Here is a 15578-nt window from a genome sequence, read left to right on the forward strand (position 1 = left end):
TCCGCACCCGCACCCCGCCCGGTGGAGCCCGATCCCGCGCACGGTCTCGTACGGCGTGCCCGGGTCGGGCCGTGGATTGGTCTGTTCGGGTGACGTCACAAGTTCGGGCGCGGGAGGAACGGGGTGATGATCCCACCTGCCCTGAGCCTCTGCTCCTGGGCGCCAGGCACCCAGGCGCCGGGCGGTCGCGGGTCTCCACCCTCGACCGCCCGCTCACGCCGTCTCCCGGCACCAGACGCCACGCGAGGCGCTACTCCTTGACCACGTGTCAGACGCCGATGAGCGCCCGCCGCCGCCCGCACGGCCCATCGAGACGGCGGCGACGCCGGAGCTGACGCTGCCGCTGCGCTGACCGGTGACGCCGCGCTCACCCGCGAAGGCGCTGCGCTGTCGATGTGACGGCGAGGTGCCGACGGTGTGTCGGCGGTGTCAGCCTTCGCGGGTGGCGTAGCCGAGCGCTCGTTCGCTCAGCATCTCCTCGACGATGTCGAGGAGTTCGAGCAGGGCCTCGGCGATCGTGGCGGGTTGCTCGCCCGCCACGATGCGCCGGCCGATCTCGCTGTAGACCAGTGAGTGGAACCAGCCGATCTGGCTGGCGACCACGCGCGGCGTCTGGTCGTCGGGCGCGGCTCCGGTCTCCTCGGCCAGGACGGTGGCGAGGGTGTCGGTCATCTGCCGGCCGAGGTCCTCCAGGCGGGCGGTGAGTGTGGGGGCGGCCCGCATCATCTCGAATACGGGGCCGAAGCCCGCGGTCAGGCCCACCTTCCGGTCCCGGCGCCGCAGTTCGTCCCGCAGCCGGCCGAGCACCGCCCGGGCGGCGGACTCGCCGGGCTGTCGGGCGCACACGATGTCGGCGAGCCGCTGCGGGGACGCCTCGTCCGGCGGCAGGACGAGGTCTTCCTTCGCCTCGAAGTAGTTGTAGAGGGTCTTGACCGAAACCTCCGCCGCCGCCGCGACCTCGGCGATGGTGACGTTGTCGAAGCCCCGCGCCACGAACAGGCCGAGGGCAGCCTCGGAGATACGCTGCCGCGTCTGCCGCTTCTTCCGTTCCCGCAGCCCTTCGCTCACGTCATGTCCTTGGGGAGCCACCGGGCGGACACCCGTGCACGGGAGGCGAGGTGGGTCACGTAGGCGTCGCGGACGTCGTCCGGGGTGCCGAACCCCGGCTCATCGGCCAGCCATGCGTCCGGTACGGCGGCGACGACCCGGCGCAGCAGCCGCGGGGTCACCTGGTGCGCCAGTTCGGCGTCCGCCGCTGCGATGTCGAGGCCGGGTGAGCCGAGGGCGTGTGAGCGGAAGTCGTACGCCTTGGCGACCGCGTCCGCCGCGCTCTCCCAGCGGTGGTGGAACACCAGCGACGCGCCGTGGTCTATGAGCCACAGGCGGGGCTCCTGGTGGCCGGAGGCCGGCCACGTCATGAGATTCGGGCTGTGCACCGTACGGTCCACATTCGCTGTGAACGCGTCCAACCAGAGGATCCTGGCGGACTCCACCGGATCGACATCCCGCACACCCGGCGTGAAGTCGGCGGCCCCCGGCAGGTAGTCCATGCCGAGGTTGAGTCCCGCACTGGCGCACAGCAGGTCCTGCACCTCCTGGTGCGGCTCCCCGGCGGCGACCGACGGATCGAAGTTCACCAGCACCAACTCCGGTACCCGCAGCCCGAGGTGACGCGCCAGCTCACCCACGACGACCTCGGCGACGAGCGCCTTGCGCCCCTGAGCCGAGCCAGTGAACTTGACCACATACGTCCCCAGGTCGTCGGCCTCGACGACACCGGGGACGGAGCCGCCGCTGCGCAGCGGGGTCACATACCGGACGGCCGTCACCGTGCGCAGCCCGTCCGAGGGTGTCTCCATACGTTCCTGCCCCTGTCCCTGTCCCTGCCCCGGTCGCCCGTGCCCGCCTCGCCAAAATGAAATGCACTGTAAATATACAGCGCGCTATAGTTTTTGTGAGCTTCCACGGGAGGGGGACGATGCCGGTGACAACGGACGGGCATGACGCCGCGGTGAGACGTGCCAACGCGGCTCTGGAGACGTACACGTTCTCGGGCGACGGCTGGCGCCGCAGTCCCGGCGAGACCCTTGAGCATGCCCTCGCCGACCTGCTGCACTGGTGTGACGACACCCAGCGCGATTTCGACGCCGCCCTGGAGCGGGCGCGTGCCCGGTATGCCGGAGAGAGCTCGCCATCCAGATAGCCGAGATCTGATCTTGGAGGTGGCCGCGGGGCTGCGACGGGCGATCGTGGTGCTGATGTCCGAGCAGGGCCGGTCCGTGCGAGGCTGCGTTGAAAGCGCTCGCGAGAGTGCAGAGAAGTGCCGACCTCGTCGGTCGAGCCGCCACCGCCGCAGGACAGTCACGCATCGTTGCTCCCTCGGTCGGTCTGCGGCCGGCCTGTCGAACGCGGGACGAGCCGGCGCGCGGATGTGTCATCCGCGCGCCGGTGTGCTCAGCCCGCTGCGCGCCTGGGCAGCTTCCAGCCGGGCCGCGGGAAGTGGCAGGTGTAGCCGTTGGGGTACTTCTGCAGGTAGTCCTGGTGCTCGGGTTCGGCCTCCCAGAAGTCGCCTGCGGGGGCTACCTCGGTGACGACCTTGCCCGGCCACAGTCCCGAGGCGTCGACATCGGCGATGGTGTCCTCGGCGATCTTCTTCTGCTCGTCGCCGATGTAGAAGACGGCGGAGCGGTAGCTGGTGCCGATGTCGTTGCCCTGGCGGTTCTCCGTGGTGGGGTCGTGGATCTGGAAGAAGAACTCCAGCAGGGCCCGGTAGTCGGTCCGAGCGGGGTCGTAGAGCACCTCGATGGCCTCGGCGTGGCTGCCGTGGTTGCGGTAGGTGGCGTGGGGGACATCGCCGCCGGTGTAGCCCACACGGGTGGACACCACACCGGGCTGACGGCGGAAAAGCTCCTCCATGCCCCAGAAGCAGCCACCGGCGAGGACGGCCTTCTCGGTTGCCATGGTATTTCTCCCTCTCGGGTACGGCGCGACCCTCGCGACCCTTCCGGCGCGAGGTTCGACCCCAGGTGACAGGCATCTGCTGGTACCGACAACCTACGGGGCTTCCCTATTCCGTCGCACCGCCCGGCATTCCGCCGCACCGCCCGGCATTCCGCCGCACCGCCCGGCATTCCGTCGCACCGCCCGGCGCGACCGGCCGGTCCGCCGGTCCCGGCCGCACCCCGCCGTCCAGGGCGTACCCCGCCGATCGGGCCGCACACGATGACGAGTGATCATGTCGTCCGGACCTCGGTCGATCCGCCGGGGCGCGAGTCGCCCGGCAGACCGGGCGGAAAAGGATGGCGCAGGACATGAAGATCGCAGTGGATGACCTCTCCGGCCCGGAGATCGAGCGGTTCCTCGACGCTCATCTGCGGCAGCTGCGCTCGGTCTCGCCGCCGGAGAGCGTGCACGCCCTGGATCTCGATGCGCTCCGCAGGCCGGAGGTCACGTTCTGGTCGGTGCGGGAGGGGGACGCGCTGGTCGGCTGCGGTGCGATCAAGCGGCTGGACGCGGGCCACGCGGAGCTGAAGTCGATGCGCACGGACGCGGCGCGCAAGCGGAGCGGGATCGCCTCCCGGCTGCTCGGGCACATCATCGCCGAGGCTGGGCGGATGGGGTTCACCCGGCTGAGCCTGGAGACCGGCTCGGAGGAGTTCTTCCTGCCCGCGAGGAGGCTGTACCTGAAGTTCGGCTTCGACTACTGCGAGCCTTTCGCCGACTACCGGCCCGACCCCAACAGCGTCTTCATGACGAGGGCGCTCGCGCACACGCAGGAGGAGTCGTAAAGGGCTTGTCAAACAAGGGAGTTGAGCGCGCTGACGGTGGTGCGGAGTAGCCCGGCCGCGTGCGGGCGGGAGTCGCGGGGACTCAGTAGAAGTGGCGGTCGGCCTTGTGCGTCCACGCCCCGTAGGCGCGTTTGCCGAGCTCCGGGTGGATCTGCTCGATGTGGATCCGCCGCTTGTCGTACGGTTTCTTGAAGTCCTCGTACTGGAAGCTGTCGTCGAAGCCGATCCTCTTGGTGTCCTCCAGGCTGCAGCCGAAGTACACCTCGTCGATCCGCGCCCAGTAGATGGCGCTCATGCACATGGGGCACGGTGCGCCGCTGGTGTAGATGGAGCACCCCTTGAGCATCCGGGCGCGTTCCGGCACCAGGTCGGAGTCCGAGCTGGGGATGTACTCGAGGGTCGACTCGTTCTGGTGGTACTCGGCGATGGAGGGCGACCACGGGTTGAGGATCATGACCGCCTTGCGGATGGCCTCCACCTCGCCGTGCGCGGTGGGATCCCCGGTGAGCAGGACCCGGTTCTGGCCACGCGCGATGATCTCGCCGTCCCGGGTGATGACGGCGCCGAAGGGGCCGCCCCACCCCTTCTCGACGGAGTCGACGGCCAGTTGTACGGCTTCGGCAAGGAAAGCCTTGTGGTTCTCCATGGAATGCCCTCCAGCTGGGGCAAGATGTGACCATTGGTCTATTTTGCCCGATTAATCCCCCACGGCTAGCGTAGTCGGGGTGAAGGCCTCTGCAAGCCGTGGGGGAGACAGCGCCACCGTGGTCCTCTCGCAGAAGGTGCGCAGGGGGCGCGAGGGCGACTACCGGCGCTGGCAGGACAGGATGACCGAGCTGGCGCGGGGCTTCGCCGGTTTCGGCGGCACGGAGGTCTATCCGCCCGCGGAGGGGGTGGAGGGTGAATGGGTGGTCATCTTCCGTTTCGAGCGGGTCGACCAGCTCACGGCCTGGCTGAACTCCCCGGAGCGCGAACGGATGCTGGAGGAAGGGCGTCCCCTGTTCGAGGGGCCGCCTGTCCAGGAGGTGCTGGCCGGCGAGCCACCGGAACAGAACGCCGTGACGGCGGTGATCTCCCATCGCGTCACCCCCGGCCGGGAGGCGCAGTTCGTGCGCTGGCAGGCGAAGCTGCAGAAGGCGCAGGAGAAGCTCCCCGGCTACGTGGGGTCCGAACTCTTCCGGCCGGTGCCGGGAGTCCAGGAGAACTGGGTCTCCCTCCTGCGCTTCGACACCCGGGAGCATCTGGAGAACTGGCTCACCTCCGAGGCGAGGAGAAAGCTCCTCGACGAGGGCCGCGGCGCCTACGCCTCCTATGACGTACGGCGGATCGGGTCGGCGTTCGGCGGATGGTTCCGCTTCGGCCGCGACACCGGAGGGGCAGGCGTCCCGCCCAACTGGAAGCAGGCCATGTCCGTGCTCCTGGGGCTCTATCCGACCGTCATGGTGCTCGGCCTGACGGTGGGAAGGGTGCTGCAGGCCGCAGGGGTCGCCGACTACCTGGCCCTGTTCGTCAGCAACGTGCTGAGCGTCAGCATCCTGACCTGGGTGGTGATGCCGTTGATCAACCGGGTGCTGGGGTTCTGGCTGGTGCCCAGGGGAGCGGCCCCGGCCCGTACCCATGTGCTGGGCGCACTGGCGGTCGCGCTCGGCTACGCGGCACTGCTGGCGCTCTTCGGATGGACGGCCGGACGGCCGTGAACGCGTCCGTCCGCGAGAGCCGGTGAAGCCTGCGTCCCAGAGCCTTCGGGCACCGTGCGATCGCCGGTCCGGTCGCCTTCTGGTGCGCGGCACGGTGTTGCCCTACCGTCGGTCGCTGTGATTCTCGATCAGGCGCGTGTGAACCGGATCTTCCACCCCGAGACCTACGCCGACGGTGTGCCGTACGAGCTCTTCCGGGAGCTGAGGGAGTCCGCCCCGGTCTGCTGGGTGGAGGAGCCGGCGGTCGGCAACTGGCCTGCCGGGCCCGGGTACTGGGCGGTGCTGCGGCACGCCGACGTCAAGTACGTGCTGCGCAGCCCGGAGTCGTTCTCCTCGTACCTGGGCGGCACGCAGATCCGGGATCCCGACTCGGCGGCGGAGCTCGACTTCGCCCGGGCCATGATGCTCAACCAGGACCCACCGGACCACTCCCGGCTGCGGCGGATCTCCGCCGGGGCCTTCACCCCGCGTGCGCTGGGCGAGTTGGCCACCGCCATCGAGAGCTGTGCGGGGGAGTTGGTGGACGGGGTACGGGCGCGGGGTGAGGCGGACTTCGTGGAGCTGGCGGCCGATCTACCGGTTCGGACGCTGGCCTGGATCATGGGCGTTCCGGAGCAGGACCGGCAGTTGCTGGTGGACTGGGCGAACCGGGTGATCGGCTACCAGGACGCCGCCTACGCCCGGTCCGGCACCGCGGACCCGGCCGGCCTGACCGACCTCGGCCGGGCCGCGCTCGCCCACCGCCCCACCACCTGGACCGCACCGGACGGCAGGCCGGTCAACCCGCGCTCGCGCGCCGCCCTCGCCGACATGTTCGCCTACGCCCACGCGCTGGCCGAACGGCCCCGCCCCGGCAGCATTCTGGCGCGGATGAGGGACGGCGGGCTGAGCACCGAGGAGTTCGAGACGGCGTTCTTCCTCTTCGCCGTCGCCGGCAACGAGACCCTGCGCAACGCCCTGCCCGGGGGACTGTTCACGCTGCTCACTCACCCCGATCAGCGCGAACTGCTGGTGCGGCGGCCCGAGTTGGTCACCTCGGCCGTCGAGGAGATGCTGCGTTTCTGGCCGCCCGTGGTGGACTTCCGGCGCACCGCCGCCCGGGACGTCGAGCTGGCCGGTGTACGGATCCGGCGCGGTGAGAAGGTGGTCGTCTACCACGCCGCGGCGAACCGCGACGGAACCGTCTTCCCGGACCCCGACCGGTTCGACATCACGCGGACCCCGAACGACCACGTCAGCTTCGGGTACGGTCCGCATTTCTGCCTCGGGGCCCAACTGGCCCGCATGCAGATGAGAGCGATGCTCCATCGGGTCGTCACCGAGTTGCCGGGGCTGGAGCTGGTCCCCGGGGCGGTGCCCGCCCGGCTGGTGTCCAACTTCCAGAACGGGCTCAGGCACCTGCCGATCCGATGGCGGCGCAACGGCTGACCGGCCACCCGGCGCGGTCCGCTCCGCGCCGGGGCAGGCCGGTACACCGGGCGGGCGGTGCCGCCGTCCGCGCCGGGACACAGGCCACAGCACGGCCGGAGAAGCCCCGCGATCCCGCCGCGAACCATACTGGGGCTGCCCGAGTGCCGCGGTTCGGTCCGGGGCGACGCACCGCCGAACGGCGGCCGCGCCTCGACGGAAGGGGAGCGGGGCGGACTCCCGGCTCGACCCCGCGCGGGCCTGCCGGGACCCGGCCGGACGAGGCCGTACGCCCGGCCGGTTCGCTGCGCCGCGGTGGCAACGCCCGCCGTGCGCCGAGCAGATGGACGCCGGGCAGATGGCGCCGGGCAGATGGACGCCGGGCGGCACGGGAGGCCGTCCGGTGGTCAGCCGACCTCCAGCCCGAGGAGCTCCTATGTCCGATACCGCCGCCCGGCAGACCCGGTCCGGCTTCGTCCCCTGGCCGGACGCCGTGGCCGCCCGCTACGTCGCGGCGGGCTACTGGGAGGGCCGGTCGCCGGGATCGCACCTGGCCGACGCCGCGCGCAAGACCCCGGACGCCGTCTGCCTCGTGGACGGCGGCGTCCGGATGACCTACGGCGAGCTGCTGGCGCGGGCCGACGGTGCGGCGGCCCGGCTGGGCGAGCTCGGGCTCGGGGCCGACGACCGGGTGATCGTGCAGCTGCCGAACCGCTGGGAGCACGTCGTCCTGACGGTGGCGTGCCTGCGGCTCGGTGCGATCCCGGTGTGGGCACTGCCCGAGTACCGCCGGCACGAGCTCACCGGCCTGGCCGCCCACTGCGAGGCCAGGGCGATCGCCGTGCCCGACACCCACCGCGGCTTCGACCACCAGGCGATGGCCCACGAGATCGCCGCAGCCGTCCCCTCGGTCGGGCACGTCCTCGTGGCGGGCACGGGGCTTTCGCCCGGCAGCGTCGACCTCCGGGCGCTGTGCGAACCCGCCGAGGAGGCCGACGCGGTGTCGGCCGTACTCGACGCGGCCGCACCGGGCGGGGACGCGGTCGCGGTGTTCCTGCTCTCCGGCGGCACCACCGGCCTCCCCAAAATGATCCCCCGGACCGGCAACGACCTCGTCTACATGATCGGGCGGGCGGCCGAGCTGTGCGGATTCGGGCCCGACACCGTCTACCTGACGGCGCTTCCGCTCGGCCACGGCTTCCCCAACACCGGCCCCGGCGTCCTCGGCACCCTGCTCTCCGGCGGCCGGGTGGTGATCGCGCCCTCGCCCGCCCCGGAGACCGCCCTGCCCCTGATCGAACGGGAACGGGTCACCGCCACCTCCGTCGTCCCGGCGATCGTGCGGCGATGGCTGCGGTACCGCGAGGAGCACCCCGAAACCGACCTCGGCTCACTGCGGCTGCTCCAGGTCGGTGCCGCCCGGCTCGCGCCCGCGGACGCGAGCCGGATAGGCCCGGAGCTGGGGTGCACACTGCAGCAGGTGTTCGGGATGGGGGAGGGCCTGCTCTGCCTGACCCGCCCCGACGACCCGGCCGAGGTCGTCCTGCACACCCAGGGAAGGCCGATCTGCCCCGACGACGAGCTGCGGATCGTCGACGAGCAAGGCGAGCCGGTCCCGCCCGGCGAGCCCGGCGCGCTGCTCACCCGCGGCCCGTACACCCTGCGCGGCTACTACGACTCGCCCGAGCTCAACGCCCGGGCGTTCGTCGGCGACGGCTGGTACTGCACCGGCGACCTGGTGCGCCGGACCCCGGAGGGCAACCTGGTGGTGGTCGGCCGGGAGAAGGACGTCATCAACCGGGGCGGCGAGAAGATCCACGCCGAGGAGGTCGAGACCTTCGCCCTGCTGGTCGAGGGCGTCGACCAGGCCGCCGCGGTGGCGATGCCGGACCCGGAACTGGGCGAGACGGTCTGCCTCTTCGTGGTACCGGCCCCCGGGCGAACCGTGGACGTGTCCGAGGTGCGGGCCGTGATGCTGGCCGCCGGGGTCGCCCGGTTCAAGCTCCCGGAGCGGCTGGTGGCGGTCGACGCCCTGCCCGTCACGGCGATCGGGAAGGTCGACAAGAAGGCGCTGCGCACCGAGGCGGCCCGTCGGCCGGACGGCGGCCCCGGCCCGCGCTGAGATCCCGCTCGCGAAAAGCCCCGCCGGGCATCCGGCGGGGCTCTTATCGGGCCGGGGCCGCTACGGCCGGTGGGCCCGCAGGACCAGGGAGACGCCGTTGAGCGATTTCACCGGGAGGTAGCGCTCGGCCACGATGATCCCGCTGAGGCAGGCGTTGACCAGGGCGGGCGGCGCGGCGTCGAGGTCACTGCCGGTCGAGTGCCGCCGGTGCCGCGCCACCACCGGCCGGAGCAGGACGTTCCAGCTCCACAGCCGGTCGATGGCGAAGCCCGCGCCCTCGACCAGCCGAGCGAGCCCCGCGCGGCTGTACCGGCGGACGTGGTTCACCGCCTCGTCATGCGCCGACCACAGCCGCATGTCGGCGGGGACGGTGAACAGGGCCGTGCCGCCAGGGCGCAGGACCCGGAGGATCTCCGCCGCCGCACGGTCGTCCTCGTCGATGTGCTCCAGCACCTCGAAGGCTGTGACCAGGTCGAAGGTGCTTTCCTGCCAGGGGAGTTCGCGCGCGTCGGCGCGGACGGCGTCGAGGCCGCGCGCCCGGGCGATGGCCACGGCGGTCTCCGAGAGGTCGCCGGCCACCGTCGTCCAGCCGTGCTCCAGCAGGACCCGGCTGTTGCCGCCCCCGGCGGCACCGATGTCCAGCGCCCGCCCGGCCGGCCCCAGCCGGCGCAGCTCGCGGGCGAGGAGGTTCCGCTTCTCCCGGAACCACCAGTGCCGGTCCTCGACCTCGGTCATCCGGCGGATCACGGCCGACCTCATGAAAACGCCTTCCTGGAAGGGGTGTTGGCGGTGGTGCGGGCGGGGTGTGACTCCTCGGCCGAGTCGAAGCAGACCTGGAACGCCGGGCGGTTCTGCACGGCCGCGTAGATCCGGCCGACGTACTCGCCGAGCAGGCCGAGACAGAGCAGCTGGAGCCCGGAGAGCAGCAGCACCGCCAGGAACAGGGACGTCCAGCCGGGCAGCGCCGCTCCGGTGGCGTACGCCGCCGTGCCGAAGGCCATCAGCAGCAGGCAGAGCAGGAAGCTGGTCAGGCCGAGCCAGGTCGCAAGCCGCAGCGGGGCGGCCGAGAAGCTGGTCGTGCTCTCCCAGGCGAGGGCGATCATCCTGCCCAGCGGGTACTTGGTCGTTCCGGCGACCCGCCGCTCGCGGACGTAGCGCACCTCGGCGCTGGGGAACCCGAGCGAGGGCACCAGCAGCCGGTAGACCAGGGCACGCTCCGGGAGGCCGCGCAGCACGTCGACCACCTCCCGGCTGAGCAGCCGGAAGTCGCCGGCGTGCGCGGGCACGTCCGTGCCGACCAGACGGCGCATCAGCCGGTAGTACACGTCGGCGGTCCGGCGTTTGAAGAGCGTGTCGGCGCTGCGGTCGGAGCGCACCCCGTACACCACGTCGACGCCGCCCTCGAGCGCCACCCGCAGCATCCCGGGTAAGGACTCCGGCGGATCCTGCAGGTCCGCGTCGATGCTGGCCACCCACTCGCCGCGGGCCAGGCGCAGGCCGGCGGTCAGCGCGGCCTGGTGGCCGCTGTTGCGCCGCAGCCGGACGATCCGCAGCTGACTCCAGCGCCGGCCCTCCTCCAGCAGGGCCGCTCCGGTGCCGTCGGTGCTTCCGTCGTCGACCGCGAGCACCTCGTAGCCGACGCCGCAGCCGTCGAGGACCGGCCGCAGCCGAGCGACCAGCTCGGGAACGGCCGCCTCCTCGTTGAACATCGGCACGACGACCGAGAGCACGGGTGAGAAGTCCATGGCTGACGCCCCTTCGGACGGAGCGGGTACGGGCGGGCGGGCCGGCGGCACGCCACCGGGGCCGTCGGGTGGACCGGCCCGGCTCCGCGGCGCCGGTCCACCCGGCGGTCACCGATCGCAGCGGTAGAGCGTCTCGTCGGCGAAGCTCGGCACCGGTGGCTGTCCGTCCGGTGCGGCGGGAGTGCCGCCGTAGACGGCGGGGTCCACGGCCTGGCAGTTGCGCTGGACCCAGGTGACCCGCAGGCGCTGCACGTCGCCGCCCATGCCCGCGAGGCCGCCCAGCCGGGGGCCGCCCGGAGCGGCGGAGAGCACGAACCGCAGTTCGCCCCCGGCCACCCAGGTCCGGAGCTGGTCCACCGAGGGCACGTCGTCGGCCCCCAGGTAGCCGCCCATGCCCACGACGGTGGCGTCGCTGCGGATGATGAACGACGAGGCGGCGAGCCCGCCGCCCTCGACGGCCAGGGCGATCCGCGCGCCGTCCGAGTTCCGCACGGCGTAGTCCAGGACCTTCCGGTTCTCCGGGGAGAGGTCGGGCCCGCCGATCCCCCCGCCCCGCGCCGGGCCGGTGGGGAATGCCGCCATGGGAGCCGTCGGCATGCCACCGGGCATCGGCGCGCCGCCCGGCATCGCCGTTGTGGCGGGATTTCGGAGCGCCGGCGGCAGCACGCCCCGCAGCAGCGCGTCGAAGGCCCGGTTGGGCGGGCCCGCCGAGGGGAAGCCGCCGTTGGTGCCGTGGTCGATCGCCGTCCCCGCGGACCACACCGCCGTGGTCAGGAGCATCGCCGCCACGCCGAGGACGACCGCCGGCCGTTCCACGGCGGACCGCCGCCGCGCGGGCCGGGCGGGGAGCCTGCCGAGCACCAGGCCCGCCACGGCGACGGCGGCGACGGCCAGGACGGCCCAGCGGGCCCAGCCGTTCCAGGTGGTGTTCCGGGAGACCAGGACGAACGCCCAGAGCGCGGTGATCGCGACCGCCGCCGGGAGCAGGGTCCAGCCGTAGCCGTCGCTCTCCCGGTACCGCTGCCGGAGCAGGGCGATCCCGGCGGCCGAGACCGCGGCGACGGCGGGCGCCAGCATGGCCGTGTAGTACGGGTGCCAGATGCCCTGCACGAAGCTGAACACCAGTCCGGTGACACCGAGCCAGGTCCCCCACATCAGCCAGCCGGCCCGCTGGAGCGGGTCGCCGGGGATCCGGAACCACAGGCGGCGGTACCCGGCCGTTCCGACCACGGCCAGGACCAGCAGGCTCAGCGGGAGCAGCCATGAGATCTGCCCGCCCACCTCGGTCGAGAACATCCGGGTGACGTCGGGGTTCCCGCCGCCCATGCCGACCATGCCGAGCGCGACGTTGAGCCCGGAGCCGTTGTACCGCTGGCCGAAGTCGAAGATCTTCCCGAAGCCGTTGTAGCCGAAGACGACCTGGAGCGCGCTGCCGTCCGTGCCGGCGTCGACGAAGGGTTTGCGGCCCGGCCAGAGGTCGTGCAGCACCGGCCACCAGAACGAGGAGACGGCCAGCACCGCGCCGGCGGCCAGCAGATCGGTGGTCCGGCGACGGAGCGGGCCCCGGGCGGAGACCAGGAAGGCGAGGGTGAAGCCGGGCACGATGATCCACGCGGCCAGCCACTTGGTGACGAAGCCGCAGCCGATGAGGAACGCGCACAGCATCAGCCACCCGGTCCGCCGCCGGGCCTGCGGGGTGGCGACGGAACGGGTGAGCGCGTAGGCCGCGGCCACCAGCAGCAGCACCAGCAGCGTGTCGGTGTTGTTGTCACGGTCGATGGCGACGGTCACCGGGGTGAGGGCCAGGACCAGCGCCGCGAGCAGCGCCACGTTCTCGCCCGCCCAGAGCCGGACGGTGCGGTGCAGCAGGAGCACCGTGGCCAGCCCCTCGATCGCCTGCGGAAGCAGCACCGACCAGCTGTGGAAGCCGAACAGCAGCACCGAGACCGCCTGCGGCCACAGCGACATCGGCGGTTTGTCGGTCGAGACCAGTCCGTACGGATCGAAGGCGCCGAACAGGAAGTTCTCCGGGCTCCTGGTCATCGACCTGACCGCGGCCGAGTAGTAGGCGTTGCCGAAGTCCCCGGAGCCGGAGCCGATCGACCACAGGTAGAGCCAGCCCGCCAGCAGGCAGATCCCGGCAAGTGCCCACCGCTGCGGGCCGGTTGCGCGGGCCGTCGACGGCGCCGGCGGCTCGGCCCGCGCGATCGCTGGAGGCGGGTCGTACTTGACGGACGTCATCCTGGGCTCCTCTCCCCTCGCGCGTGCGGCGGTGTGCCGTCCTCGCCGTCGTCCCACCGTGTCACGCGACCGTCCGCCTCCGCTTCTCTGTTCATGCTGATCGCATGTCAAATTCCATTGCGAATAGGGGAGTTACTGGGAAGGGAAGACGCCGTAGGGATCGGCGGCCGGTCCGCAATCGCGAAGATGTCGCGCCCTGGTGTGCGGGATAGCGTCAGGAAGCGATCGAGTCCATCCGAATCCCATCGACCCTGTGGACCCCTGCTGGAGGTCAAGTTCCATGGCAAAGGATGTGTGCCCGTACCGTCTCGACCCCGATGGCGCCGACACCCACGGGGAGACCGTCCGCCTGCGTGAGCAGGGTCCGATCGCACTGGTCGAGCTCCAGGACGGAGTGCTCGCCTGGTCGGTGCACGACTACGCGATCGCCAAGGAGATCATGGGCGACGAGCGGTTCTCCAAGAACCCCCGCCGCAACTGGCCCGCCTACATCAACGGCGAGATCTCCAACGGCTGGCCGCTGATCACCTGGGTCGCGATGGACACCATGGCCACCCAGGACGGCGTCGACCACGCCCGGCTGCGCAAGCTGCTGCTGAAGGCTTTCACCGAGCGCCGCGTGGAGGCCATGAAGCCGCACATCGAGAAGACGGTCAACGACCTGCTCGACGCCATGGAGGCGGCCGACGAGGAGATCATCGACCTGAAGGGCTGGTTCCACGCGGAGCTGCCCACCCGCCTGATGTGCGACCTGTTCGGCGTGCCCGAGGAGTCCCGCGCCGACGTGCTGGCGGGCGGTCACAAGAACATCGACACCCGGATCTCCGCCGAGGTCGCCGAGGCCAACCTCCACCAGTGGCAGAAGGCCATCTCCGACCTGGTCGAGTACAAGCGCGTGACCCCCGGCGACGACCTGACCAGCGCGCTGATCACGGCCAAGGACGAGGGCTCCAGCCTGACCCACTCGGAGCTGATCGGCACCCTGCACCTCCTGCTCGGCGCGGGCTCCGAGACCCTGGTCAACGCCCTCGCGCACTCCTCCCTCGCCCTGCTCGACGACCCGGAGCTGCGCGCGAAGGTGATGAGCGGCGAGATCTCCTGGGAGCACATCTGGGAGGAGGCGCTGCGCGTCGAGTCGCCCGTGGCACACCTGCCGTTCCGGTACGCCACCGAGGACTTCGACATCGGCGGGGTGCACATCGCCAAGGGCGACGCCATCCTCATCGACTTCGCCGGCATCGGGCGCGACCCTGCCCTGCACGGCGAGAGTGCCGACGTGTTCGACCCGCTGCGCCAGGACAAGACGAACCTGTCGTTCGGCCACGGCGTGCACTACTGCCTCGGCGCGCGGCTGGCGCGGCACGCCTGGATGATCGGCATCCCGGCGCTGTTCCGCCGGTTCCCCGGGATGCGGCTCGCCGTCCGGCGCGACGAACTCGTCGGGCAGGGAAGCTTCGTCGTCAACGGACACGCCAGCCTGCCCGTCCGGCTGCGGGCCGAGGTCCCGGGCACCGTCTGACACCTCCGGGCGGTCGGTGCCCGGGAACCTGAGAAGGAGACTGCTGATGGAGGACCCAGTGGGGTCGGACGACCACGGAGTCGCTCCCGAGGGGCTTCCCCTCGACGACGACTACGCGGGGCCGCGCGACTTGGTGGTGGAGACCGTGGTGTCGGCCGACGGGACGACGATCGCGTACGAGAAGTCCGGGAGCGGGCCGGCGGTCGTGGTCATCGGCGGCGGCCTCAACGACCGGGCCATGTTCACCCCGTTCGCCACGATCATGTCCGAGTGGTTCACCGTGTACAACTACGACCGCCGGGGCCGCGGCGGCAGCGAGTTGGGCGACCCGGAGAGCTACGCCATCGACCGCGAGGTCGAGGACCTGGCGGCCGTGATCGGGGCCACCGGCGAGCCCACCGCGGTCTTCGCCAACTGCACCGGGGGGATGATCGCCATCCGGGCGGCCGCCGGAGGGGTCCCGATGACGAAGCTCGGGCTCTACGAGCCCCCGTACAACTCGCCGAAGGCCCGCCCGGAACAGCTCGCGCAGTTGCGGCAGTTCATCGCCGAGGACCGGCGTGAGGAGGCGGTGACGCTCTTCGGAAAGGACATCGTCCGGTTCATCACCGAGGAGACGCTGGAGAACTTCAAGCAGCACCCGGCCTGGCAGGCGTTCCAGTCGATGGCGCCCTCCGCCATCTACGACGCGATCATCAGCGTGGACCACAACGCGATCCCGTTCGAGCTGCTGCCGAAGGTCGCCGTCCCCACGCTGATCCTCACCGGCAGCGACAGCTCCGCGGCGATCCAGAACGCGTGCGTGACCCTGTCGGAAGAGATCCCCGACGCCCGTCTGATCCGTGTGGAGGGCGAGGGTCACCTGTTCAACCAGAAGACCGGGGCACCGCTGTTCGCGGAGTTCTTCGGGGCGTGACGGCAGGAGCACGGCAGGACTGATGGTGCGGGGCCGGGCGCGGGACTCCTCGGTGGAGCCGGGTGCCCGGCCCCGGTCCGTGCGCTGCCACCCGGCCGCGCCGACCGCCGACGTGACAGGCACGACACGGGGACCTCCCGAGG

The 15578-nt window shown here is 71.6% G+C and carries 14 protein-coding genes; 7 read left to right on the forward strand and 7 right to left on the reverse strand.

Going from position 1 to position 15578, the window contains the following annotated elements; genetic code table 11:
• Window positions 1-429: 429 nt before the first annotated feature.
• On the reverse strand, window positions 430-1068 hold the full coding sequence (locus tag ACSMTC_RS32370) for a TetR/AcrR family transcriptional regulator (RefSeq protein WP_436563286.1): 639 nt from the start codon (window positions 1066-1068) through the stop codon (window positions 430-432).
• On the reverse strand, window positions 1065-1859 hold the full coding sequence (locus tag ACSMTC_RS32375) for a HipA family kinase (protein WP_436563287.1): 795 nt from the start codon (window positions 1857-1859) through the stop codon (window positions 1065-1067). Before ACSMTC_RS32375 ends, ACSMTC_RS32370 begins: the two co-directional genes overlap by 4 nt.
• A 152-nt stretch (window positions 1860-2011) precedes the next feature.
• Here ACSMTC_RS32375 and ACSMTC_RS32380 point away from each other — a divergent pair, with 152 nt between their 5' ends.
• Window positions 2012-2203, forward strand: a complete 192-nt coding sequence (locus ACSMTC_RS32380; protein WP_436563288.1) for a hypothetical protein — start codon at window positions 2012-2014, stop codon at window positions 2201-2203.
• A gap of 251 nt (window positions 2204-2454) precedes the next feature.
• Here ACSMTC_RS32380 and msrA read toward each other — a convergent pair whose 3' ends face one another.
• Complete coding sequence (gene msrA / locus ACSMTC_RS32385) at window positions 2455-2961, reverse strand: peptide-methionine (S)-S-oxide reductase MsrA (protein WP_436563289.1); 507 nt, start codon at window positions 2959-2961, stop codon at window positions 2455-2457.
• Between the two features lie 350 nt (window positions 2962-3311).
• Here msrA and ACSMTC_RS32390 point away from each other — a divergent pair, with 350 nt between their 5' ends.
• Entirely contained in the window at window positions 3312-3788 is a 477-nt protein-coding gene (locus tag ACSMTC_RS32390) for a GNAT family N-acetyltransferase (RefSeq protein ID WP_436563290.1), read from the forward strand.
• An 82-nt stretch (window positions 3789-3870) separates the two neighbouring features.
• Here the strand turns inward: ACSMTC_RS32390 and ACSMTC_RS32395 are convergent, their stop codons facing one another.
• On the reverse strand, window positions 3871-4434 hold the full coding sequence (locus tag ACSMTC_RS32395; RefSeq protein WP_436563291.1) for a nucleoside deaminase: 564 nt from the start codon (window positions 4432-4434) through the stop codon (window positions 3871-3873).
• A gap of 79 nt (window positions 4435-4513) precedes the next feature.
• Between ACSMTC_RS32395 and ACSMTC_RS32400 the strand changes: the two genes are divergently transcribed.
• From ACSMTC_RS32400 to ACSMTC_RS32410, 3 genes are all read left to right on the forward strand, one after another.
• Window positions 4514-5485 (forward strand): antibiotic biosynthesis monooxygenase, encoded by a 972-nt coding sequence (locus ACSMTC_RS32400; RefSeq protein ID WP_436563292.1) that lies wholly within the window; start codon window positions 4514-4516, stop codon window positions 5483-5485.
• Between the two features lie 117 nt (window positions 5486-5602).
• On the forward strand, window positions 5603-6913 hold the full coding sequence (locus tag ACSMTC_RS32405) for a cytochrome P450 (protein ID WP_436563293.1): 1311 nt from the start codon (window positions 5603-5605) through the stop codon (window positions 6911-6913).
• A gap of 415 nt (window positions 6914-7328) precedes the next feature.
• Window positions 7329-9014 carry a (2,3-dihydroxybenzoyl)adenylate synthase gene (locus ACSMTC_RS32410; protein ID WP_436563294.1) on the forward strand — a complete coding sequence of 562 codons (1686 nt, stop codon included), beginning with the start codon at window positions 7329-7331 and terminating at the stop codon, window positions 9012-9014.
• Window positions 9015-9074: 60 nt separating this feature from the next.
• Here the strand turns inward: ACSMTC_RS32410 and ACSMTC_RS32415 are convergent, their stop codons facing one another.
• The 3 genes from ACSMTC_RS32415 to ACSMTC_RS32425 all read right to left on the reverse strand — a co-directional run bounded on the left by ACSMTC_RS32415 (window position 9075) and on the right by ACSMTC_RS32425 (window position 13000).
• On the reverse strand, window positions 9075-9773 hold the full coding sequence (locus ACSMTC_RS32415) for a class I SAM-dependent methyltransferase (protein WP_436563295.1): 699 nt from the start codon (window positions 9771-9773) through the stop codon (window positions 9075-9077).
• Complete coding sequence (locus ACSMTC_RS32420) at window positions 9770-10759, reverse strand: glycosyltransferase family 2 protein (protein WP_436563296.1); 990 nt, start codon at window positions 10757-10759, stop codon at window positions 9770-9772. Before ACSMTC_RS32420 ends, ACSMTC_RS32415 begins: the two co-directional genes overlap by 4 nt.
• Window positions 10760-10867: 108 nt before the next feature.
• Entirely contained in the window at window positions 10868-13000 is a 2133-nt protein-coding gene (locus ACSMTC_RS32425) for an ArnT family glycosyltransferase (RefSeq protein WP_436563297.1), read from the reverse strand.
• 280 nt (window positions 13001-13280) lie between these two features.
• Between ACSMTC_RS32425 and ACSMTC_RS32430 the strand changes: the two genes are divergently transcribed.
• On the forward strand, window positions 13281-14519 hold the full coding sequence (locus tag ACSMTC_RS32430; RefSeq protein ID WP_436563298.1) for a cytochrome P450 family protein: 1239 nt from the start codon (window positions 13281-13283) through the stop codon (window positions 14517-14519).
• A gap of 46 nt (window positions 14520-14565) precedes the next feature.
• Window positions 14566-15435, forward strand: coding sequence for an alpha/beta fold hydrolase (locus ACSMTC_RS32435; RefSeq protein WP_436563299.1), 870 nt, complete (start codon window positions 14566-14568; stop codon window positions 15433-15435).
• The last annotated feature ends 143 nt before the right edge of the window (window positions 15436-15578 follow it).

It is taken from the genome of Kitasatospora sp. HPM-01-4, assembly GCF_051374625.1.
In the GTDB taxonomy this organism is placed as follows: Bacteria; Actinomycetota; Actinomycetes; order Streptomycetales; family Streptomycetaceae; genus Kitasatospora.

What these genes read in the sequence shown, in the direction of transcription:
- ACSMTC_RS32375 (WP_436563287.1), bottom strand. Translation starts at nt 1,859, where the DNA reads ATGGAGACACCCTCGGACGGGCTGCGCACGGTGACGGCCGTCCGGTAT.
- msrA (WP_436563289.1), bottom strand. Translation starts at nt 2,961, where the DNA reads ATGGCAACCGAGAAGGCCGTCCTCGCCGGTGGCTGCTTCTGGGGCATG.
- ACSMTC_RS32390 (WP_436563290.1), top strand. Translation starts at nt 3,312, where the DNA reads ATGAAGATCGCAGTGGATGACCTCTCCGGCCCGGAGATCGAGCGGTTC.
- ACSMTC_RS32395 (WP_436563291.1), bottom strand. Translation starts at nt 4,434, where the DNA reads ATGGAGAACCACAAGGCTTTCCTTGCCGAAGCCGTACAACTGGCCGTC.
- ACSMTC_RS32410 (WP_436563294.1), top strand. Translation starts at nt 7,329, where the DNA reads ATGTCCGATACCGCCGCCCGGCAGACCCGGTCCGGCTTCGTCCCCTGG.
- ACSMTC_RS32415 (WP_436563295.1), bottom strand. Translation starts at nt 9,773, where the DNA reads ATGAGGTCGGCCGTGATCCGCCGGATGACCGAGGTCGAGGACCGGCAC.
- ACSMTC_RS32420 (WP_436563296.1), bottom strand. Translation starts at nt 10,759, where the DNA reads ATGGACTTCTCACCCGTGCTCTCGGTCGTCGTGCCGATGTTCAACGAG.
- ACSMTC_RS32425 (WP_436563297.1), bottom strand. Translation starts at nt 13,000, where the DNA reads ATGACGTCCGTCAAGTACGACCCGCCTCCAGCGATCGCGCGGGCCGAG.
- ACSMTC_RS32430 (WP_436563298.1), top strand. Translation starts at nt 13,281, where the DNA reads ATGGCAAAGGATGTGTGCCCGTACCGTCTCGACCCCGATGGCGCCGAC.
- ACSMTC_RS32435 (WP_436563299.1), top strand. Translation starts at nt 14,566, where the DNA reads ATGGAGGACCCAGTGGGGTCGGACGACCACGGAGTCGCTCCCGAGGGG.